We start from the raw sequence: 20552 nt of genomic DNA on the forward strand, positions 1-20552 counted from the left end.
GCAAATCTCTAAACATACGTCCTATCTAGGAGATCCTGAATTAAATTCAGGATGACGGTATCATTTATTGTTATCTCCTAGCTAAATAATCACCCTCAAAAAATGACTCAACATCTTCAACATAATAATCAATCTCTTGATTATCATAAAAATTAGCCTCTGACTTATGATCATCTGCATGGACTAATACAGTTTGCATACCTAAATGCTTTGCTGGTACTAAATTATGTGAAGAATCTTCAAAGAAAATTGCATTGGTAAAATCAATATCAAACTTGTCTCTACCTACCTCAAAATATTTAGTCTTTGGTTTAGAAATTAAGCCAGTATCTTCTATGGTTAAGATACCATCAAAACTATCATCTAGACCTAACTGTTTTAAAACCCTATAAGTATGAAAATTAGAAGCATTAGTAAAAATATAAGTACGATTATTTTTTCTTAAATCATTAATATGTTTATTTAATTTCTCATTTGGCTTGAAGTGACTGATCTCAATATCATCAATATAATCAAGAAATTCTTTGGGTTCGATATTATGATAACGCATCATGCCAAGCATAGTTGAACCAAACTCATAATATAGCTCATCACGAATTGTATTAGCTTTGTCGGTATCTGAAATATTTAGTTTTAGTTTGATATAATCACTCATTCTCGCCATCTGTGCATCAAATAAGCCGTTATTATATGGATAAAGTGTGTTATCCAAGTCAAATATGTAGGTTTTCATTTCATTCCTTAAAATTTTCTATAATAAATTAAGCTTTTTAAGCTCATCTTGAACAATACTTGCTGTCTTATCCCAATTAAAATCTTTCGCTCTATCTAGAGATTTATTTACTTTCTCAGCATACATTTTTTTATCATCTACAATCTGGTGCATCTGCTTAATTAACTCATTAGCACAATAAGGATCAAAATATAAACCAGCATCTAATGCTATTTCCTGTAAAACTTCTATTTTAGAGGCTAGAACAGGAGTTCCACAAGCCATAGACTCGACTAAAGGTAAACCAAATCCTTCTTCAAAAGAAGGTAGTATGGTTGCTGTTGCTGATTGATAATATTTAGCTAAAACTTCATCAGCAGCATCTAATCCTATAGTTTGTATCTTCGAGAGGCAAATATTATACTTCTGAGCATAGTCTCGCAAGTTATGATCCATCTCTCCTGAGAATACTAAATTATACTCATCATAATAATTAAAATCTTTAAATGCCTTAAATATTATCTTAATATTCTTATGAGTACGTCTATTACCAATATATAAAAAATATTTTTGTTTAACTATAGTCGGGTTGTAATCAAAAGCCAATGAGATTCCATTATAAGCAACTGCAATTTTATTACTGTTGATACCTGACCATGCTAGTATTTGATTTTTTGAAAAGTTTGAAACTGTCATAATTTTGACATTTTCTCTCTTAATAATCGGCTTTAGTATTTTTTCAAAATAAAGTTTTTTTATAAAGCTGCTCTCATATTTAGATGTAACCGGTATAAGATCATGTATTGTTATAAGTAGTGGTTTATCTGTTTTCAAAAATATTGATAATGGAACATTCGCAGCAAAAGTATAATATCCCAAGACATCTTTTTTTCTAACCAAAAAACTTAAATAAAATAAATCTTTTAGTGAAAATGGTTTTATATACTTGGAAGTAGCGATAAAGTTCTGGGGTAAATATCTAATTATTTCAGTACCATATCTACCTATTCCATGCTTTCCCTTCCAACGAGTATCTATTAATAATTTTGGCATAGTTAATTTTTAGTAATTCTTTTTGCATTTAACGTTTTTCTTAGCTTTTTCATAAAAAGATATATTCTCGCGATGAGATTAGGAAAGTAAAAAAATAATACATACTTAATGCTAATTTTTATATTCTTTTTTCTCGCTGCTCTATAATAAATTTTATATAAATAAAGTAACTTGTCTATATTACTATTATCATGGCTATTAGTAGCATAATGACCTAATGCAGGCCTTAGAATTGCTTCAAATATTAGTTTTTCTAACTCAGGGTATTTCGCTAAAAGTCTTTTATGCCTAACTTGATATACTTTTTTGAAGCTTTTTAAATGATTACTATTGAATTCTTTATACATTGTTTCTGAATGACTATCACCTCTAGAAAAATAGAAATATTTCACTAATGAACTCTTAACAACCTTATTTGCTAGATCATAAATTTTAGAGAATATCTCTACATCTTCAAAGACTATATTTTCTTGGAACTTTAGGTTTGATAAAAATTTAGAAGATACTAAACTTGCGCATGCTATTAAAAAAATATTACCTTGTAAGTATCCCTTAACAATATTTATCCCTTGATAAATAGTTTCGACAGGCTCTACACTGTTTGTACTACCATAATAATAATTATTGTCACAACGTACAAAAGATACTAAAGAAATATCTGCATCATACTTTTTTATATTGGTATAAAGAGTTTCTATATAATCTAAAGATACCCAATCATCACTATCCACAAAAGCTACATATTCACCTCTAAAAATTTCTAAACCAATATTCCTAGCTGCTGATGAGCCATGGTTTGCTTTATCAACAACTACAATACGACTATCACTAGCAGCAAAGTTATTACATATTTTTAAAGAATTATCAGTAGAACCATCATTAACCAAGATTATCTCTAAATTTTTGTAAGTTTGGTTAACAATAGAAAACAAGCATCGATACAGATATTTTTCAGTGTTGTATACTGGGACAATTATAGAGATCAAAGACAACATCTAGTACCTTTTTTTAAAATACACTTTAAATACCTTATAAACTTTAGTACTTCCAAACATATTATAACTAAAAACTCTAAAAACCTTATAAAAATAAAAAATATTTGCACAAAAGATATTTTTACCATTTTTTATAGCAACATCTTTACTTTCTCTTAATGTTTTCATATCAGCTATGCTACTTATTCCCTCCACAGAGAAGTAACTAAAAGCTTTATCTATAAAAGCACCATTATTAGTTTGTATAAGGAGCTTATTCAAAAAGTCTAAATCTGCAGCAATTTTAAAACTGGTATCAAATTTAATATTTCTCACAAGATGGCTTTTTACAAATAAGCTCATATGAGACATTGGCATATATTGATACACTTTATCTGCAATTTCACTTTCTGCTGTAACAAGTTCTTTTTTATCATTTTTGAAAAAATAAGTATTTGAGTATATATAATCATTATTATTGCTTTTCAAAGACTTATTATACTCTTCAAAAATATTATTAGCATAATAATCATCTGAATTTAAAAAGCCTATATAGTCACCTTTCGCTAGTTGTATACCTTTATTCATTGCATCATAGATGCCATTATCAGGTTCTGAGATTAATATATCAACTATATCTTTATACTCATTAATGAATGTTAAAGTTTTATCAGTTGAACCACCATCAATAATAATATACTCAATATTTTTATAGGTTTGGTCTTTGATACTTTGTAGAGTTCTTTCTATAGTTTTTTCTGAGTTATAACAAACTGTTATTACTGTAAATTTTATATTTTGGCTATTATTTTCTTTCATAGTAAGTCATAGCTTTCTTTTGCTCATAAGATACTTTCATAAAGTTTTTTTGTCAAATATGCTGTTTTATTCCAATTAAATTTTTCCAATCTATTTTGTCCCTTAACAATCAACTCTTCTCTTACTTTTTTATTTGATAAAACATATTCAACTGTATTTTTTATAGATTCCATACTGTATGGATCAAAATATAAAGCAGCATCTCCAGCAACTTCTGGTAACGAGCTGGTATTACTACATAAAACTGGACAATCACAAGCAAAAGCCTCGAGTATAGGTATACCAAATCCTTCATAGAGAGATGGAAAAATAAACATTAAAGCATTGTTATATAAGTATGCTAGAGAGTTATCATCAATATTATATTGGATAATTTGATTTAAAATGCCAGCTTGAGAAAATTTTTCTAAATCTTTTTTATTGAACGCTAAGCCTCCAGCACAAACTACAAATAGATCCTTATTTTTAGTCAAAATTGGTGCTACTGACTCAATAAAAAAATCAAAATTCTTATAAATTCTCCTTTCACCTACAAATAAAATATATTTTTCAGGTATATACATATTAGAACCTTCAGATATATCTTTATTAAAAGCTAATGAATTGCCGTGATATATAACTTCTATTTTATTTTCGTTGACCCTTAGCAACTCAACTAAATCTCTCTTTGTATTCTCTGAAATTGCTATAATTTTCGTTGCTTTTTCAACAAGCAACTTTTTATTTTGTCTGATTTTATCATTTAGTGAAAACATATCACTAAACTTTTCGTGAATCATATCATGTACAGTTAATACAAATGGTTTGCTCCCAATATACTTAAGAAAATAAGAATCATAATAGGTTGGGTGAAAAACATCAAATTTGTTTTTCTTTAACAAGTTTATAGTTTTTATTTTATTAAAGGTATTATATATTTTCAATTTACCTTTAAACTTTGTATTTGGCAGAAAGTTTATATAATTAACATATTCCTTATCAGATATATAGTAATTATTAGACAGGAATAATGATACATCAAAATTTATATTATTTTGCTGATGAAACTCTCTGATTAATTCATAGAAGTATCTCGATATTCCTCCATATCTCTGTTCTGTAAATATTTGATGATCATATAATACTTTCATTTTTTTTACTCATTTTTAAATGATCTTCCCATATTTTGCTTTTAATACTTCTCTGTAAAATATTATGAAGACCAATTTTAGTTAATTTCAAAAGCTTAGCTGTATACTTTGGTATTTTTTTTTCTGTTAAAAGATGTAAACCACTTAAATTTATATAGTGTAGGTCATACTTTTTAGCGATATATTTAAATGTTTTTTCACTATAAAAAGATATGTGTTGCCCATGATCTAATCCGTAATACCACCATTCATTTGGTTTAGGTATAGTATTTGGTAGTAGCTCTGTAGAAAAAATAATATTTCTTGAAATTGATAACATCTTTTCAATCTCTTCTAATGGAGACATAAAATGCTCAAAGCTCTCAAATAATGTAATAGCTTCATACTCTATACTTTCTTGAAACTCAAATCCTCTTGCAAAAAAATTTTCAGTATATTTATCATCCCAATAAAAATCAAAACCAATATCTCTCATTAATCTAACAAAAACACCATAACCGCCCGCATAATCTAAAAACTTAGAATTTTTATCAAAGTGTAGTGATAATAAAACTGTTAGCTTTTGAGATAAAAGTAAATTCCTTTGCATATATCCTGTATCTGATACATTGATAGATTCACTATAAGCTTCATTTAACCAGTATGGCTCTTCAGTTTGTAAAAAACCGCAGTTTAAGCAATAAAAATAATTAATATTATATCTACTTAAAATATTACTCTTAAAAATCTTTTCACTTTTATGATTACAGATTTTACATATCATACTTAATAATCCTATATATAAAAGTTAAGTACTTTTATTGATAACCAATATTCATTAACTACCATTTTTACTAAAAAAGATTTTTAATAATCTTTTCTTCATTCTTTTATAGAATAATTCTCTCGAAAGTAAATAAAAGTTTTTCACTTGTAATGTGGCAAAAATTGACTCTTTGATTTCTATAGTAAATTCTATACTCTCTTTTTGATTTAAGTCATTATTTTGATAGCTATCTGAATCGCCACAATGTTCACCTGAAGAGTCATGCCCAATATTCTCAACAAATGTCTTTACTGGATTTAAACATAAGCCACTATTTTTAAAAATAGTAGCATACCAAAAAATTGCCCAAGTATTTATTTTGCCTTCTTTGTTTAAAACAACTTGTTCCCAAAAGTTTTCAGCTCCATCTAGATTGAATCTTTTTATATCTTCTTTAGTAAACTCGCCTATGGTTTTATCGACATTTTTTTCATAATGCTGCCATCTATTTGCCCAAGTAGCCCAACCCCAGCAATTCATTACTCTCCATAGAAAAGTATCATCTAAGCTTTCTGTATTAATTGGATAGTTCCAACCACTAATATGCCAAACTTTTTCTTCATTTCGATAAAACTCTAGAGCATCATTCATAAATTTCAAAAAGTATGGACTAGTAACCAAGTCATCTTCAAGAACTATTATCTTGCCATATTGATTAACTATTTTAGTGACTCCATCTATTATAGAGCCTGCAAGTCCCCAATTTTTTTCTCGCTCAATTATGGTAACTTTTTTAAACCCATCTATTGATTTGATATAATCTCTAACTTGTTGGACTTTCTCTATAGCATTTTCATTTTTAGGTGCATCAGAATATATAAATAATTCACTATCTATGGCAAGTTTATTTTTCTGCAAAGCTTCAATTGTTTGATGTGTATGCCATGGACGATTATAAACAAATAATACTATAGGTGCTAGTTTCTGCATTTTTAGACTAATCTTTTTTAAATAAATCTCTTGTGTAAACTTTATGCTCTACATCAAGTAAATTTTTATCATTTCTATTAGTGATAATTAAATCACAAAGACTTTTAAAAGTCTTTAAGCAATCAACTTTAATAAAGTTATTATCAACAGCTTTTAAAATTGGCTCATATACTATCACTTTAACATTAGATTTAACTAACTTATCAATAATATCAAAAACTGCAGACTTTCTAAAATTATCACTGCCTTCTTTCATTACTAACCTATATATACCAACAACATTTGGTTTTCTATCTAATATTTGCTGTGTAATAAAATCTTTACGTGTTTGATTAGACTGTACAATTGCACTAATCAAATTATTAGGAATGTTTAAATAGTTTGCTTTTAGCTGCTTAGTATCTTTAGGTAAACAATAGCCTCCGTAGCCAAAACTAGGATTATTATAATAATCCCCTATTCTAGGATCTAAGCAGACTCCTTTGATAATATCTTGAGTATTTAAGTTATGTGATTCAGCATAGGTATCAAGCTCATTAAAATATGCTACTCGCATAGCCAAATAAGTATTTGCAAAAAGCTTTACAGCCTCTGCCTCTGTTGATTCCATGCACAATATAGGAATATCTTCTTTTAGAGCTCCCTCTTTTAGTAAGTTAGCAAAAGTTTGGGCTTGTCTTGACTTCTCTCCCATTATAATTCTACTAGGATATAAATTATCGTATAAAGCTTTACCTTCCCTCAGAAACTCAGGTGAAAATATAATATTATCGACTTCTAATTCTTGCTTTAAAGTCCTTGTAAAACCTATTGGAATAGTTGATTTAATAACTATTGCTGAGCTTGGTGATATTGCTAAACAGTCTCTAATAACCGATTCTAAAATAGAAGTATCAAAAGTATCTGTAACCTCATTATAATCAGTTGGTACAGATACAACGATATAGTCGGCATTATTGTAAGCTAAAAGTTTATTTGTTGTAGCTATATAGTTTATTTTTTTATCAGCTAAGTATTGCTCTATATACTTATCTTTAATTGGTGATATTTTATTATTAAGTAAGTCAACTTTACTCTCATCAACATCTAAAAAACACACTTCGTTATTTTGTGCCAGTAAAATGCCATTACTTAAACCTACATAGCCTAAGCCAACTATTGTTATTTTCATTTCTTTCTCGCAATCACATAATAACCTTGAGACTCTGCCAACCAATTTTTATCTAAATCATCAAATAGCCAATTATTATATAGGCTTCTATTAGTATGTTTTACACTATTTTTCATAAAAATATCTTTTCACAATATTTATAATAAAATCGACATCTTCGAAGCTCAAATCGAAATACATTGGTAATCTAACTATTTTTTCGCTCTCGGATGTTGTAAATATATCATCCCCAAAAAAACTACCATATTTTCTACCCGCTATAGATGAATGTAATGGAATATAATGAAAAACTCCTAATATAGAATTTTCTTTTAAATATTTTAAAAATAAAGATCTTTCATTTAAATTACTTAACTTTATATAAAACATATGTCCATTATGTTTACAGCCTCTAGGAACAATTGGCAAATCTACGAATCCTTTATCTAGGAGAGGTTTTAATCCATTATAATATCCATCCCACAATGCAAGACGTTGATTATTAATCTTATCGGCTATTAGTAATTGGGTATATAGATAATAAGCTAAAATATCACTTGGTAAATATGATGACCCTATATCAACCCAAGTATATTTATCAACTTCACCTCTAAAAAATTGTGTTCTATTTGTACCTTTTTCTCTAATTATCTCTGCTCTTTCTATAAATTTTTCATTATTAATAATAATTGCTCCACCCTCACCCATGGAGTAATTCTTTGTTTCATGAAAACTATAGCAACCTATATCACCTATAGTGCCTAATGCCTTCCCTTTATAACTAGACATAACACCCTGAGCAGCATCTTCAACAACAAAGAGATTATGTTTTCTAGCAATTGTCATAATACTATCCATATCACATGCAATACCCGCATAATGGACTGGAACAATAACTTTAGTTTTTGATGTAATAGCAGCTTCTATTTTTCTTTCATCTATATTCATAGTATTTGGACGAATATCCACGAATACTATTTTTGCACCTCGTAAAACAAATGCATTTGCTGTCGATACAAAGGTATATGAAGGCATAATTATTTCATCGCCTTCTTTTATATCAAGCAAAATGGCAGCCATCTCTAAAGCATGGGTGCAAGATGTAGTCAATAGAGCTTTTTTGCACTTAAACTTATCTTCAAACCATTTGTGGCATAACTTTGTATATTTATTATCGCCACAAGTTTCTTTTTCTTTGAATGAGTTATCAAATTGATAGGGAATATTAAATCTAATCATGATAGTTTTTAGGTTTTTATATATTGCTTCTCAAGATTTAACAAATCTTTTTTTCTGTTTTTTAATTTTCTTGCTGGAGATCCTACGTATATTGTCCAAGCTTCGGTTGATTTGTTAATTAGGCTCATGGCTCCAACAGAAGTACCTTCATTTAAAATAACGCCTGGCATAATTATAGAGCCAGCTCCAATAATTGTATGTTTTTTTAATATTACCTTAGAAAATAATTCTTTTTTGTAAATTTTAGGAATAGTTGAGTTTGTCATGGTCTCCCCACTGTAATCATCTGATTGTGTGAAAATTTTAACTCCATAAGAAACTGTAGTAAAATCCTCGAAAATAATCCCTTCGACTCCACCGGCAATTAAGCATTGAGGTGTTATGTGAACATTTCTGCCGATTTGTAATTTTCCTGAGATAACACAAAAATCATCTATTCTTGAATTATCGCTGATTTCAATTTGATCATGATTATAGATACTTGCCTTATCACTAATTTTTACATTTTTACCAACATACTTAAAACCTAGCTTGCCTAACTGTTCCTCTGTATAGTATGCCATATTAATCCTTAAATAAATTCCGTAGTTGCTTTATGTAGTCTTTCTTAGAGAAATATGATTTTACTCTTATTTGATTCTCTTTTTTTATTTTATTATTTATAAGGCTAATATTTATTTCATCAACATTATATATTTCAATTCCTAAATCATTGAATAATTGCCATTGAGTCGTATTATTAGTTATATACACTTTTTTTCCCAAACCCAATAATGTAATAATATTTCCCATAGCTTGCTGACGATTATTTCCAAATATCCCTATATCTATTTTTGATAAAAAGCTTAAGTATTTATCAAAAGGCAAAAATTCTATAAGTGCTTCAAACTTTTCTCCAAAAAGCTCTTTTCCTCTGCTTATAACTCGTATAGCATATTGATCATCACCATATGATAATGGACAAAATATTTTTATATTCTCATTTTTATATTTATAAAGCTTTTCTAAAACATCTAAATGATTATTTGTTTCAGTCGCAGAATTCCCTAGTTGTATATTAACTGTGCTTAAGTCATCTTTTCTATCTTCAACATCATATTTTTTATAGAGATTACTAGGATAAACTAGACATTCGTTGTATTTACCTTTTACACCATACCATTTTTTCACAAGTAAATAATCACCATAAATATAAGTCATTAGATTACCAATTTTTCTTATAACCCTTCTTCTTAAAAAACTCTGTTTCTCTGGGAAATAAAAGTCTCCGCCCCACATTGCCCAATAGCATTTTTTATATAACCATGGCTGCATAAAAAGAAGTTGGTCAATCCTAGGAGAAAAAAGCCCATGTAAAATAATTTTATCTGCTTTATTCATTACAGTAATTAAAGATATAACTTGCCTTTTACTATTTAAAAAGACTACCTTTTCTTTATTTTCAAAGCCTTTATCATTACCAAACAAATAAAATTCATGATCTTCAATATTAAAATGCTCTTTTAAAAAAGAGTAAAAAGGAGGCAAAAACTTACCCTCATTGACCCCTATATGCAATATCATTTTTAGTGAATAACTCCATCATCCAAGCTATAAATCTTATCATACCCCTCGATAGTAGAAAGTCTATGAGCTATTGTTATTATTGTTATATCTTTTAACTCTTTTATCACATTTGTTACTTCTTTTTCTGTCTCATTATCAAGAGCTGATGTTGCTTCATCCATAACTAATATTTGTGGATTTTGATACAATGCTCTAGCTATACCTAGTCGTTGGCGTTGACCACCTGAGAGTCTAATACCATTTTCTCCAACAAAAGTATCCAAACTTTTATTTAAATTACTAACAAAATCATCAAGTTGTGCCATTTTTAAACACTCCCAAACTTTAGTTTCATCTATGCTTGCCTTTGGTTCACCAAAAGCAATATTCTCTTTGATAGATGTATCATAGAGTATAATTTGTTGTGGAATATATGCAAATAGTCTTTGTATTGCCCTAGTATTATTAATTTGTTTATCATCTATATAAATACTTCCACTTTGTGGGATATAAAATCCCATTAACAAATCAACTAAGGTACTTTTACCAGAGCCTGAAGGTCCTATAAAAGCGGTTTTTCTACCTTTTCCTATTGTCACAGAAATATTTTTCAAAGCTTGAGTACCATCAGGATAGCTATAGCTAATACTTTCTAGATGGATATTCTTTTCAAACTTTACATCTGAAACAAAACTATCTTCTATGCTATTTGTATAGTTTTGATATTTTTCTAACTCTTCATATATTACCCTCAGAGCTGGAGCAGAATATTTTATACTGGTAACCGCTTGCATAATCCTATTAAGTGCTGGTAACAACTGTGTTGCAGCAACCCCAAATACAGATAATAATATAAAAATTGAATTTGTCGACTCACCAAAGGCTATAAGAGTTAGCAAAGTAATTAATACAAATGTAATAGCTATAGCTTCTATAAAAAATCTTGGAAGGATTTGAAATGTTTGATTAAATTGTAATGACTTATTGAGCATCGCTGCTTTCTCATTGAATTCATTCATAAATATTTTTTCTTTATTATAAAGCTTTATTTCCTTTATTCCTGATAGACCATTCATAGTTGTCTGAGTCATGTTTTTCCAAGCTTCAGCTCTTTGTTTACCATATTTATTTAAAATTCCTTTTATTTTTAACATAAAAATAAACAACGAAACTCCCAAAATAAGCAAAGTAAAAAAACTAAACAAAAAATTTATATATAACAACAAAACTACAATAAATATGCATGAAAACAAATCAGTAACTAATATCCCCAAAGGATTAATTATTCCACCAGATAACTGACTTGTTTCAGCATTTATGTTACGGATAAGTGTTGGTGTACTTATAGTTAAATGAGATTCATAATCCATCGATATATATAGTTTAAATAGCTTCTTTTGAATACTAAGAACTATAGAGTTTAAAAATTTGGTTTGAAACCAAAATAGTGCCACACCAATTATATTCTTTATCCAAAAAGCTAAGATCAATAAAGCTATACTTATAAGCACTATTTGAAAATGGCTAAAACCACTCAGAAAATGTATATTATCAAACTGATTTGGATTAACTAACACACTCACAAAAGGAATAACAGCTCCAACACCTAGTATCGAAGATATCGAACCTAAAAATAATAGAACAAGGTATAAAAAAAATCTTTTTTTCTGAGTAGAGTCTAAAATACCAAAAAAATATTTAAAAAATTGTTTCACTTTACACCACTCTCTATAACTTTATCATAAACCAACTTATAACTGACTACCATTTTTTCTAGACTAAAGATATCATCAAATCTAGCTTTAGCATTAGCTCCATACTCTTGAGCTTTTTGTTCATCTTGCCAAAGCTGATTGAGCTTTTTAGCTAAATCTTGAATATAATCTGGCTTTACTACTAATCCTGTTAGCTTATCAATATTCACAAAGGTCGTGCCTGTACCAATCTCGCAAGTTATCATTGGTTTAGCAAACATGCTTGCCTCTAGTAAGACTAATCCAAAAGCTTCTGTCCTTATATTTGAAGGTAATACTAGAGCATAACTTAGCTTTAATAAAGATAGCTTATCTTTATCATCTAATGCACCTACAAATTTTATATTTTGTAGCTTATTTTGCTTAACTTTTTGCTCCAGCAGATCCCTTTGATTGCCATCACCAACTATAACAAGTGGATAATCTTGCCCTTGCATAGCATCAATCAAAACATCCAAACCCTTATAATACCTTAGACCTCCAATATAGATGAAGAATTTTTTAAAACCAATATTATTTTTCCAATATAAATAGTTTTCATCATCAATACTATAATCTGATTTATTCAAACTCATTGGAATAACTTTTTTAGGTACTTTTATTTCCCTAAGAATCTCACTAGTCTCAAGATAGTTTGGTGATGTTGGTAAAATATATTTTGCACCATTGAGAAACTTTCTCATTAAAGGCTTGTATAACATCATCAACTTTTTTTGCTTAATAATATCTGAGTGGTACGTGACTATATATGTCTTATTTGCTCTACAAATAGTCTGCAACAAGTCAGCATATGGATATGGAAAGTGATAGTGGATAATATCAACTTGTTTAGCTAACTCTTTGAATTTCTTAATTGCCGAGAGTGAAAAAGTTGTTGAAGCTATATTCAAATTTGTTTTAGCAAAATGCAAAGTATAAAAATCTTTGTGTATAGTTCGATTCTCTTTACCCATAGCTAGAATATGTATATCTAAATCATACTTTTTAGCCATAGCGACTGATAGCTCATGTATAAACTTCTCTATACCACCATAAGTATCTGGATAAAATGATTTAAATACATGCAAAATCCTCATTTTCTAAATATCATTCTCTTTGGCGTAATTCTGCCACCTAACAATATCAACACATATATCATCTATAGTTTTTTGTGTCTCAAAGCCTAGCTCTTGTTTTGCCTTTGTAGCATTTGCATACATCTCAGCAATATCTCCAGCTCTTCTATCAACTATTTGATATGGAATCTTTTTGCCCAAAGCTTTCTCATACGCTGTAACAATCTCTAGTACACTACAACCATTACCTGAGCCTAGATTATATGCTCGCCAAGCTGGTTTAACCTTTGAGATATGCTCAAGTGCTAATATATGCCCTATCGCCAAATCAACAACATGGATATAGTCTCTAATACAAGTGCCATCTTGGGTATCATAATCACCACCAAAGATACTAAGCTTAGACAATTTACCTGACCCAACTTGCCCAACAAAAGGCATTAGATTATTTGGGATACCTTGAGGATCTTCGCCAATCATCCCACTGCTATGAGCTCCTACAGGATTGAAATATCTAAGACATGTGATATTAAAGTTATTATCAGCTTTTTGTAGATCTACTAGAATACCTTCTATTATTAGCTTAGTCGCACCATAAGGGTTAGTTGTACTAAGAGGTAGATCCTCTGCAAATGGTGGTACATTAGACATACCATATACAGTCGCTGATGAACTAAATACAAAATCATAAACTTGGTACTCTTGCATTAACTCAAGTAAATTTAGTGTACTTAATAGATTATTATGATAATAAGCCAAAGGCTTCTGCACACTCTCGCCAACAGCTTTGAGACCTGCAAAGTGAATCACCGCATCTATATTATGCTCTTGAAAGATTTTCTCTAACTTATCTTTGTCTAAAAGATCTATCTCATAAAAATCAAAATTTTTGCCTGTGATTGTCTTAACTCTATCAACTACAGATAGTTTGCTATTTGAAAGATTGTCAACGCCAACAACTTGATATCCTCTATCAAGAAGCTCAACAACTGTGTGACTACCTATGTAGCCTGTACCGCCTGTTACTAATATTTTTTTATTCATAATTTTACTCAACTAATTTGCCAATATCTTTTTTATTGAACTATAAATATCTTCTAAAACTTGCTCTTTTTCATATACTAAATTTAAAATAGCTGTACTCTGCACAGGATCATCTTCATAGTTATGTGATAGCTCATTTCTTATGTTTCTAAGATCTTTCCAATCTTGAGCAATCAATATCTCTGCTTTTTCTAAACGATTTAAAATATCTATAAATGAGTATTTGTCTACATTTTCCTCATATTTTGCAAAAGCTATTTTTATTAGCTTCTCCCCAATAGTATCTTGAAGCTTAGAGAATCTATAAATGAATTGATCAATAGCCTGTATATCCTCTTGAGATAAATTTTGATAAGCCTCTAGGCTCAATGGAAACTTACTTTTAAGCTCCTTTTTAGCATAGTTTAGCCTTTGTAAATGCTTTTCACATTCATTAATAATCTTATCTTGTTTGAGTTTATTTATATCCAATTTTATACCTTCTTTTAATGCTTGTTTCTCTATATCTCTAGTTTTATCAATAGATAGAATTACATCAACTTTTTGTTCACCGATTATAGATTTAAGAATATTTATAAATTGTATTTTTTTGGTAACTAAATCTGAAGTATCTTGCGTATCTACATAAAGATCTATATCTCCACCTTTGGCAGTATCATCTATCCTACTACCAAATAAGTATATATCCCCCGAATCAAAACATTGTTTAAAACTTGTGATTATAGACTTTATCTCAAACTCTGTTAATCTCATACAACCGTTACCTATACGTATATTCTATGTAGTTATCATCCACCTGATTTAATACTTTACTATCTATGGTCTCTTTTTTTGATAGAAATATACTAAAAATCTTCATAAAAATAACTCTAACTGTCTCGATAATAATAAGTAAATCAAAAACAAAACTCCATCTTCTAATATATACAAGATCGAGCTTAAGCTTATTTTCCGGCAAAGTTGCATAGCTTGTCAAAACTTGAGCATATCCTGTAATTCCAGCTTTAACTTTGGTTCTATACAAGAACTCAGGAGTCTCTTTTGCAAACTCATCGATTAACTCTTGTCTTTCAGGTCTTGGCCCTACTATTGACATATCACCTTTTAATACATTAAAAAATTGTGGTAATTCATCTAACCATATAGGACGAATTATTCTTCCAATCTTTGTAATTCTATCATCACTATTACTTGCCCATATAGCTCCGGTTTGCGACTCTGCATCTATTCTCATACTACGAAATTTTATCAATTTAAACTTTTTACCATTTCTAGTAACTCTTTCTTGGATAAAAAAAGGAGAGTTTTTATCTTCGATATAAATTGCAAAAGCTGTTATAAACATTATTGGAGCCATTAACACTATAGCAATCGAGCTAAATATAATGTCAAAAATTCTTTTTATAACTTTAGCCTCATAAGATAGACCAAAGTTTTTGATACTCATTGCAAGACTATCACCAAGAGGTACTAGAGTAGCTCCCCATACAGATATTTCATATTTTCGAGGAATAATCACCATCTCAACATTACACTGACTCAAAAGAGATAAATCATTATCATCAAGTAACTTCAAAGCCTTGTCTGAAACAAAAACCTTAGTATAACTTTTGATAATATCAGCTAGCTTCAAGCCCACAACATCTATACTTAAATAGCCATGAATAATTTCATTAGGTAACTTAGAGGATACCGCTTTATTAAAAAGCCAATCCTGCTCATTATTTTGTCCTATCACTAGCACTTTGTTATAGATAGTTCTTCTCATAAGAGATCTAAAGTAAATCCGCAAACATGACAACACTATAATCTGTATAACAAAACCTAAAATAATTACACTACGAGGAAAAGCAAAACCTCTTAGAAAAAATGCTAAAGAAGTAATCACTACTGCTAGTGTAAATGAGCATAATAATACTTTTAGTATATTTCTCGATTTTGAAGTCTTCTCACCATTGGTATATTCTGCAACAAGAAAAATTAACAATGCTGTAATAGCTATAAACGAGGCTAAAAAATTAAAGCTACTAAAATTGGTGATATTATAATCAAAAATATGTAATGGTATAAAATAACTCAGTAAAACAACCATTACTGACAATATCAGCTCTATCGTTTTGAGCATAAATACTGATAAACTAGATTTTCTTGAGTTCATCTCTCATCTTATCAATAGTTTGTTTGTAGCTATCTGAGTTAAAAATAGCTGACCCAGCCACAAAGGCATCAACTCCACAAGCTGCAATCTCTGCAATATTATTAGGGTTAACGCCACCATCTATCTCTAGTAGAATATCTCTACCAGTTGATTTAATCCACTGAGAGACTTCTTTAGCTTTATCTAGCATTGCTGGTATAAATTTTTGTCCACCAAAGCCTGGATTTACAGACATGATAAGCACTCTGTCAATATGACTTTCAACATACTTTAGACAATCTATCCCTGTGGCTGGATTCAAAGCAAGACCAGCATCTATACCAAAAGATTTGATTAGCTGTAAGCTTCTATCGATATGCTCACTAGCTTCTGGATGAAATACTATACTACTAGCACCAGCTTTGGCAAAACTCTCAATCAATGCATCTACAGGCTTAACCATAAGATGAACATCCATACCAGCTGAAATACCATAATCTCTCAAAGCCTTGAGAACCATAGGACCAAATGTAAGATTAGGCACATAGTGATTATCCATCACATCAAAGTGAACGTTATCAGCTCCTGCTTCTAAAACTGCTTGAACATCATCACCTAATCTTGCTAAATCTGCAGATAATATTGATGGATTAATCTGGAATTTTCTCATTGCTATTTATCTAAATATATAAAAATTAAAAATAATTTTAACATAACAATAAAAAATATTTGAGCTAATAAATCTCAAAAACTATAATATCTAATGCTGTAAACGCTTTTTATAATAGATAAGGAAAGAGAATCAAATGGATCATATTCAAAATGCTAAACTAACATTTGAACTTGAAATACAAGCTTTAGAGAAATTAAAAAACTCTATAGGCGATGACTTTAAGAAAGCTTGCGATATTATTTTAAACAACAAACAAGGTAGAGTAATCATAACCGGTATGGGTAAGTCTGGTCAAATTGGTAAGAAAATTGCCGCAACTCTCGCTAGTACTGGAACTCCAGCTTTCTTTGTCCATCCTGGTGAAGCTGGTCATGGTGATTTTGGTATGATTACAGACAAAGATGTTGTAGTTGCTATATCTAACTCAGGTAATTCCAGTGAGATTATGGGAATCATGCCAATGATTAAACACCTTGGCATACCAGTAATCTCTATTACAAGTAACAAAAACTCATTAATGGCAAAAAATAGTGATGTAACACTCAATTTAGGTGTTGATAAAGAGGCTTGTCCTCTTAATCTTGCTCCAACATCTAGTACAACTGCTACACTAGTCTTAGGAGATGCTTTAGCCATCGCTTTACTTAAAGCCAAGAATTTCTCTGCTAGAGATTTTGCATTTTCTCATCCTAGTGGTGCTCTTGGTAGAAAGCTGATATTAAAAGTAGAAAATATTATGCGTAAAGGCAATGAAATACCTAAAGTCAAATCAACAGATAATCTACGCAAAGCAATTCTAGAAATAAGTGACAAAGGAATAGGTAGTACATTAGTTGTTGAAGATAACAAACTCCTAGGTATATTTACTGATGGTGACTTAAGAAGAATGTTTGAAGCCGAGAGCTTCAATTCTCAGAAAACAATCAGTGAAGTTATGAGCAAAAACCCTAAAACTGTATCAAGTGATGAAATGGCTATATCAGCTCTCGAGGAAATGGAAAGATTTGAAATTACCAGTTTAGCTGTGGTTGACGGTAAGAATAACGTTGAGGGTATAATAACCATGCACGACCTAGTTAAGTTAGGGCTTAGATAAACACTAGTTTCTTATAAAAATTTTCTTCAGCCAGTGGTCAGCACTTACATATCTTCCACCACCGTATAAGAATAATGTAAATAACATAATGAAGTATGTAACAGAAAATTCCATACCACCATTAAGCATTACAGGATCACCTAACGCAGTAACATAGTTATATCTATCTGGAAAGTTTTGTGATAACCATACAAATAGATCATTTAGTCTCTGTGTAGATTCTGCAGTTTTGTCTGCAATTGCAGGCCATCCATGAGCCCAGTGAACCGCGGCACCAGCAACACCCATTACAAACATCATTGGAATAGAAACAAGTCTAGTAAACAAACCTAATGCGATACCAACACAACCGATAACTTCTGCAGAAGTTGCTAAAAATGCCATAACTTCTGGCATAGGCATACCTAAACCACCTTGAGAAGCTGGAGCACCAAACCATGCCACAGTTGTACTAAAACCTTCTATTTTTGATCTAGCTCCTACAAACATAGTCGGTACTAAATAAAGTCTTATACCTAACAAAAGTAAAAAGTCGATAGACTGAAACTTTTGGATAATCTTGTAATATATATCATATATTCTATTTATCATAAATTGCTCCTTATGCTGATAAAATAATCATATTTTGGTTATGCCAAGAGACTAAACGATTAATTAAGTACTCTTGTTGCTCATTTTTTATTTGCTTAAAATCTTCTGATTCAAAAATATCTATTCCTTTTTCTAATGCTGAACTTAACACGGCGTACTCAAGTGTAGATATTCTTTGGTATGAAGTTCTATGATTTATATTGCGATAAAGCGCATACATAATATTTTGCTCTGTGCTTATTTCTTCATCCAAATTATTTATATCAAAAGGAAGTAGTATAAAAGTTAGTGTCGGATTTTCTTTCATATTTCGGATATCTTTAAAACTTATATTTCTAGTGATTTCTATATTTTCAACAACTTTAGATTCATCTATTTCTATAGAGAAAAGTAGCCACTCAAACTCTATTAACTTAGATAATTTTTCATTCATTTCTACAGATTTTGAAGATTTCAGTATCTCTGTAGCTATTTGATGAAATGCTGGCTCAGATGATATATTATCCTCAAAAAAAACTTTTAAAATCTTATCTTTTAACTCTTGAGAAGCATGTTTATTAAAGTAAGGAAAAGTATTTTCTAAGACACTTAAGACATTCCCGACGATAAATTCACGATACATCTGTATCTTTTCATTACTAGCATTACCATAACGAATAGCATGAGTAAAGTTTTGCATTTTAGTTTTTATAGATTCTGATATATTCATATTTTTCCCTCTATAACATTTGTTATGCTATTTAACTCATTCACTAGATTATCAAGCTTTGGTACAAAATGATCGCGTTCAAGTAACATTGGGTGCCAACCATGTTGCTCTACAGCAAACTTAGCTAGCTCTTTTACTTCCTGTATTACATCTTTGCCATGAGTATCTAAAATGAAATCATCTTTTTTATAATGTCCTGCTATATGGTAATAATTGACGCTACCTTTATTTATACCTTTTATAAATTCATAAGCATCATAGCTATGGTTATGTCCATTGACATAAACATTATTTATATCAAGAAGCATTTTTGCACCACTTCTCTGCAGAATCTCATTGATAAAATCTAGCTCATTCATATCATTATCATATTGGTAGTAATATGAGATATTTTCTAATGTAAGTGGTCTTTTTATAATCTCTTGAACCTGCTCTATACGATTGCAAATATAAGAAATATTTTCTTTCTCTCTAGGAACTGGTAAAAGATCATATAAGTACCCTTTTTCATCATCAGAAAAACATAAATGATCACTATATATCTCAATACTATAATCATCTAAGAATGCTCTAACTTCATTCAGAAATTTCTTATTAAGTGGCTGAAATCCACCTATTGATAAGCTCAAACCATGAGCTATGATAGGATAAATACTAGCAACCTTGTCAAGGTAGTTTTGCTTAAATCCGCCTAAGCCCATCCAATTTTCAGGAGAAAGCTCAAGAAAATCAATCCCATCAACTTTTTGTGCTGATAATATTGACTGATGTTCAGACCTTAGACCTATACCTTGACATCTACCGTTCATTGTCCACAAACTCCATTAGAGCATTTACCCAACTGTGCTATCTCTTTTTTATCTTGCTTGCCATAACTTTTACAAACCTTTGTACCACAATTACCATCTCTTGCTCTGACAAGTTTTCCATCTTGCTCATCAGCATCAACATCAACCACACCAAATTTTTTAAGTGAACCACATTTACCACTTGCACATTTGCCTTCGCCTTGAGCTATTGGACTACTCTCAGATGAATCTTGAACTTGTGTAACTGGAGCTTTAGCTTCTGCTGCTAAAGCAATACCAAACGACATAGAAGCTGTTAAAGCAATTGTTAAAGGTATTTTTTTCATA

The 20552-nt window shown here is 30.0% G+C and carries 22 protein-coding genes; 1 reads left to right on the top strand and 21 read right to left on the bottom strand.

Annotated elements, in window-relative coordinates; all coding sequences use genetic code 11:
* Nucleotides 1-70: 70 nt before the first annotated feature.
* The 17 genes from IMS64_RS05745 to rpe form a co-directional block, all read right to left on the bottom strand.
* Nucleotides 71-733 carry a pyrimidine 5'-nucleotidase gene (locus IMS64_RS05745; protein ID WP_211490120.1) on the bottom strand — a complete coding sequence of 221 codons (663 nt, stop codon included), beginning with the start codon at nt 731-733 and terminating at the stop codon, nt 71-73.
* An 18-nt stretch (nt 734-751) separates the two neighbouring features.
* The gene (locus IMS64_RS05750) at nt 752-1765 is read right to left on the bottom strand and encodes a glycosyltransferase family 4 protein (protein ID WP_211490121.1); all 1014 of its coding nucleotides are present in this window, start codon (nt 1763-1765) and stop codon (nt 752-754) included.
* A 2-nt stretch (nt 1766-1767) separates the two neighbouring features.
* Nucleotides 1768-2760 carry a glycosyltransferase family 2 protein gene (locus tag IMS64_RS05755; RefSeq protein WP_211490122.1) on the bottom strand — a complete coding sequence of 331 codons (993 nt, stop codon included), beginning with the start codon at nt 2758-2760 and terminating at the stop codon, nt 1768-1770.
* Nucleotides 2761-3558 carry a glycosyltransferase family 2 protein gene (locus IMS64_RS05760; RefSeq protein ID WP_211490123.1) on the bottom strand — a complete coding sequence of 266 codons (798 nt, stop codon included), beginning with the start codon at nt 3556-3558 and terminating at the stop codon, nt 2761-2763.
* Nucleotides 3559-3581: 23 nt separating this feature from the next.
* Nucleotides 3582-4688, bottom strand: coding sequence for a glycosyltransferase family 4 protein (locus IMS64_RS05765; protein WP_211490124.1), 1107 nt, complete (start codon nt 4686-4688; stop codon nt 3582-3584).
* Nucleotides 4672-5451: a class I SAM-dependent methyltransferase gene (locus IMS64_RS05770; protein WP_211490125.1), complete on the bottom strand. Its 780-nt coding sequence runs from the start codon at nt 5449-5451 to the stop codon at nt 4672-4674. The genes IMS64_RS05765 and IMS64_RS05770 overlap by 17 nt, the downstream gene beginning before the upstream one ends.
* 54 nt (nt 5452-5505) lie before the next feature.
* Nucleotides 5506-6423, bottom strand: a complete 918-nt coding sequence (locus IMS64_RS05775; RefSeq protein ID WP_211490126.1) for a glycosyltransferase — start codon at nt 6421-6423, stop codon at nt 5506-5508.
* Between the two features lie 7 nt (nt 6424-6430).
* Entirely contained in the window at nt 6431-7594 is a 1164-nt protein-coding gene (locus IMS64_RS05780) for a nucleotide sugar dehydrogenase (RefSeq protein ID WP_211490127.1), read from the bottom strand.
* Nucleotides 7595-7699: 105 nt separating this feature from the next.
* Nucleotides 7700-8812, bottom strand: coding sequence for a dTDP-4-amino-4,6-dideoxygalactose transaminase (rffA, locus tag IMS64_RS05785; RefSeq protein WP_211490128.1), 1113 nt, complete (start codon nt 8810-8812; stop codon nt 7700-7702).
* An 8-nt stretch (nt 8813-8820) separates the two neighbouring features.
* A complete protein-coding gene (locus tag IMS64_RS05790) occupies nt 8821-9375 on the bottom strand; it encodes an acyltransferase (RefSeq protein ID WP_211490129.1) in 555 nt (184 codons plus the stop codon).
* Between the two features lies 1 nt (nt 9376).
* Complete coding sequence (locus tag IMS64_RS05795; RefSeq protein WP_211490130.1) at nt 9377-10375, bottom strand: TDP-N-acetylfucosamine:lipid II N-acetylfucosaminyltransferase family protein; 999 nt, start codon at nt 10373-10375, stop codon at nt 9377-9379.
* 2 nt (nt 10376-10377) lie between these two features.
* Nucleotides 10378-12072 carry an ABC transporter ATP-binding protein gene (locus IMS64_RS05800; protein WP_211490131.1) on the bottom strand — a complete coding sequence of 565 codons (1695 nt, stop codon included), beginning with the start codon at nt 12070-12072 and terminating at the stop codon, nt 10378-10380.
* Complete coding sequence (locus tag IMS64_RS05805) at nt 12069-13187, bottom strand: glycosyltransferase family 4 protein (protein ID WP_211490132.1); 1119 nt, start codon at nt 13185-13187, stop codon at nt 12069-12071. Before IMS64_RS05805 ends, IMS64_RS05800 begins: the two co-directional genes overlap by 4 nt.
* A gap of 3 nt (nt 13188-13190) precedes the next feature.
* Entirely contained in the window at nt 13191-14210 is a 1020-nt protein-coding gene (galE, locus tag IMS64_RS05810) for a UDP-glucose 4-epimerase GalE (protein ID WP_211490133.1), read from the bottom strand.
* Nucleotides 14211-14222: 12 nt separating this feature from the next.
* The gene (locus tag IMS64_RS05815) at nt 14223-14963 is read right to left on the bottom strand and encodes a nucleotidyltransferase domain-containing protein (RefSeq protein WP_200160060.1); all 741 of its coding nucleotides are present in this window, start codon (nt 14961-14963) and stop codon (nt 14223-14225) included.
* A gap of 7 nt (nt 14964-14970) precedes the next feature.
* Complete coding sequence (locus IMS64_RS05820; RefSeq protein WP_211490134.1) at nt 14971-16368, bottom strand: sugar transferase; 1398 nt, start codon at nt 16366-16368, stop codon at nt 14971-14973.
* Nucleotides 16349-17017, bottom strand: coding sequence for a ribulose-phosphate 3-epimerase (gene rpe, locus IMS64_RS05825; RefSeq protein WP_012280804.1), 669 nt, complete (start codon nt 17015-17017; stop codon nt 16349-16351). Before rpe ends, IMS64_RS05820 begins: the two co-directional genes overlap by 20 nt.
* Before the next feature lie 136 nt (nt 17018-17153).
* Here rpe and IMS64_RS05830 point away from each other — a divergent pair, with 136 nt between their 5' ends.
* Nucleotides 17154-18116, top strand: a complete 963-nt coding sequence (locus IMS64_RS05830) for a KpsF/GutQ family sugar-phosphate isomerase (protein ID WP_004287494.1) — start codon at nt 17154-17156, stop codon at nt 18114-18116.
* 3 nt (nt 18117-18119) lie between these two features.
* On the opposite strand, the gene IMS64_RS05835 is transcribed toward IMS64_RS05830, so the two are convergent.
* From IMS64_RS05835 to IMS64_RS05850, 4 genes are read right to left on the bottom strand one after another with little or no spacing between them, the layout of a single operon-like run.
* Complete coding sequence (locus IMS64_RS05835) at nt 18120-18707, bottom strand: HvfX family Cu-binding RiPP maturation protein (RefSeq protein ID WP_004287493.1); 588 nt, start codon at nt 18705-18707, stop codon at nt 18120-18122.
* 10 nt (nt 18708-18717) lie between these two features.
* Nucleotides 18718-19416 (bottom strand): HvfC/BufC family peptide modification chaperone, encoded by a 699-nt coding sequence (locus tag IMS64_RS05840; RefSeq protein ID WP_211490135.1) that lies wholly within the window; start codon nt 19414-19416, stop codon nt 18718-18720.
* Entirely contained in the window at nt 19413-20225 is an 813-nt protein-coding gene (locus tag IMS64_RS05845; protein ID WP_211490136.1) for an MbnB/TglH/ChrH family RiPP precursor modification enzyme, read from the bottom strand. Before IMS64_RS05845 ends, IMS64_RS05840 begins: the two co-directional genes overlap by 4 nt.
* Nucleotides 20222-20551, bottom strand: a complete 330-nt coding sequence (locus IMS64_RS05850; RefSeq protein WP_012280800.1) for a hypothetical protein — start codon at nt 20549-20551, stop codon at nt 20222-20224. Before IMS64_RS05850 ends, IMS64_RS05845 begins: the two co-directional genes overlap by 4 nt.
* Between the last annotated feature and the right edge of the window lies 1 nt (nt 20552).

Source organism: Francisella philomiragia, from assembly GCF_018135955.1.
GTDB classification, from domain to species: domain Bacteria; phylum Pseudomonadota; class Gammaproteobacteria; order Francisellales; family Francisellaceae; genus Francisella; species Francisella philomiragia.

Bases quoted from the DNA above. Each gene is read 5' to 3' on its own strand.
- rffA (WP_211490128.1), bottom strand. From the start codon at position 8,812: ATGATTAGATTTAATATTCCCTATCAATTTGATAACTCATTCAAAGAA.
- IMS64_RS05795 (WP_211490130.1), bottom strand. From the start codon at position 10,375: ATGATATTGCATATAGGGGTCAATGAGGGTAAGTTTTTGCCTCCTTTT.
- IMS64_RS05805 (WP_211490132.1), bottom strand. From the start codon at position 13,187: ATGAGGATTTTGCATGTATTTAAATCATTTTATCCAGATACTTATGGT.
- IMS64_RS05750 (WP_211490121.1), bottom strand. From the start codon at position 1,765: ATGCCAAAATTATTAATAGATACTCGTTGGAAGGGAAAGCATGGAATA.
- IMS64_RS05840 (WP_211490135.1), bottom strand. From the start codon at position 19,416: ATGAATATATCAGAATCTATAAAAACTAAAATGCAAAACTTTACTCAT.
- IMS64_RS05745 (WP_211490120.1), bottom strand. From the start codon at position 733: ATGAAAACCTACATATTTGACTTGGATAACACACTTTATCCATATAAT.
- IMS64_RS05755 (WP_211490122.1), bottom strand. From the start codon at position 2,760: ATGTTGTCTTTGATCTCTATAATTGTCCCAGTATACAACACTGAAAAA.
- IMS64_RS05850 (WP_012280800.1), bottom strand. From the start codon at position 20,551: ATGAAAAAAATACCTTTAACAATTGCTTTAACAGCTTCTATGTCGTTT.
- IMS64_RS05820 (WP_211490134.1), bottom strand. From the start codon at position 16,368: ATGAACTCAAGAAAATCTAGTTTATCAGTATTTATGCTCAAAACGATA.
- IMS64_RS05790 (WP_211490129.1), bottom strand. From the start codon at position 9,375: ATGGCATACTATACAGAGGAACAGTTAGGCAAGCTAGGTTTTAAGTAT.
- IMS64_RS05770 (WP_211490125.1), bottom strand. From the start codon at position 5,451: ATGATATGTAAAATCTGTAATCATAAAAGTGAAAAGATTTTTAAGAGT.
- IMS64_RS05765 (WP_211490124.1), bottom strand. From the start codon at position 4,688: ATGAAAGTATTATATGATCATCAAATATTTACAGAACAGAGATATGGA.
- IMS64_RS05760 (WP_211490123.1), bottom strand. From the start codon at position 3,558: ATGAAAGAAAATAATAGCCAAAATATAAAATTTACAGTAATAACAGTT.
- galE (WP_211490133.1), bottom strand. From the start codon at position 14,210: ATGAATAAAAAAATATTAGTAACAGGCGGTACAGGCTACATAGGTAGT.
- IMS64_RS05835 (WP_004287493.1), bottom strand. From the start codon at position 18,707: ATGATAAATAGAATATATGATATATATTACAAGATTATCCAAAAGTTT.
- IMS64_RS05775 (WP_211490126.1), bottom strand. From the start codon at position 6,423: ATGCAGAAACTAGCACCTATAGTATTATTTGTTTATAATCGTCCATGG.
- IMS64_RS05780 (WP_211490127.1), bottom strand. From the start codon at position 7,594: ATGAAAATAACAATAGTTGGCTTAGGCTATGTAGGTTTAAGTAATGGC.
- IMS64_RS05815 (WP_200160060.1), bottom strand. From the start codon at position 14,963: ATGAGATTAACAGAGTTTGAGATAAAGTCTATAATCACAAGTTTTAAA.
- IMS64_RS05830 (WP_004287494.1), top strand. From the start codon at position 17,154: ATGGATCATATTCAAAATGCTAAACTAACATTTGAACTTGAAATACAA.
- rpe (WP_012280804.1), bottom strand. From the start codon at position 17,017: ATGAGAAAATTCCAGATTAATCCATCAATATTATCTGCAGATTTAGCA.
- IMS64_RS05845 (WP_211490136.1), bottom strand. From the start codon at position 20,225: ATGAACGGTAGATGTCAAGGTATAGGTCTAAGGTCTGAACATCAGTCA.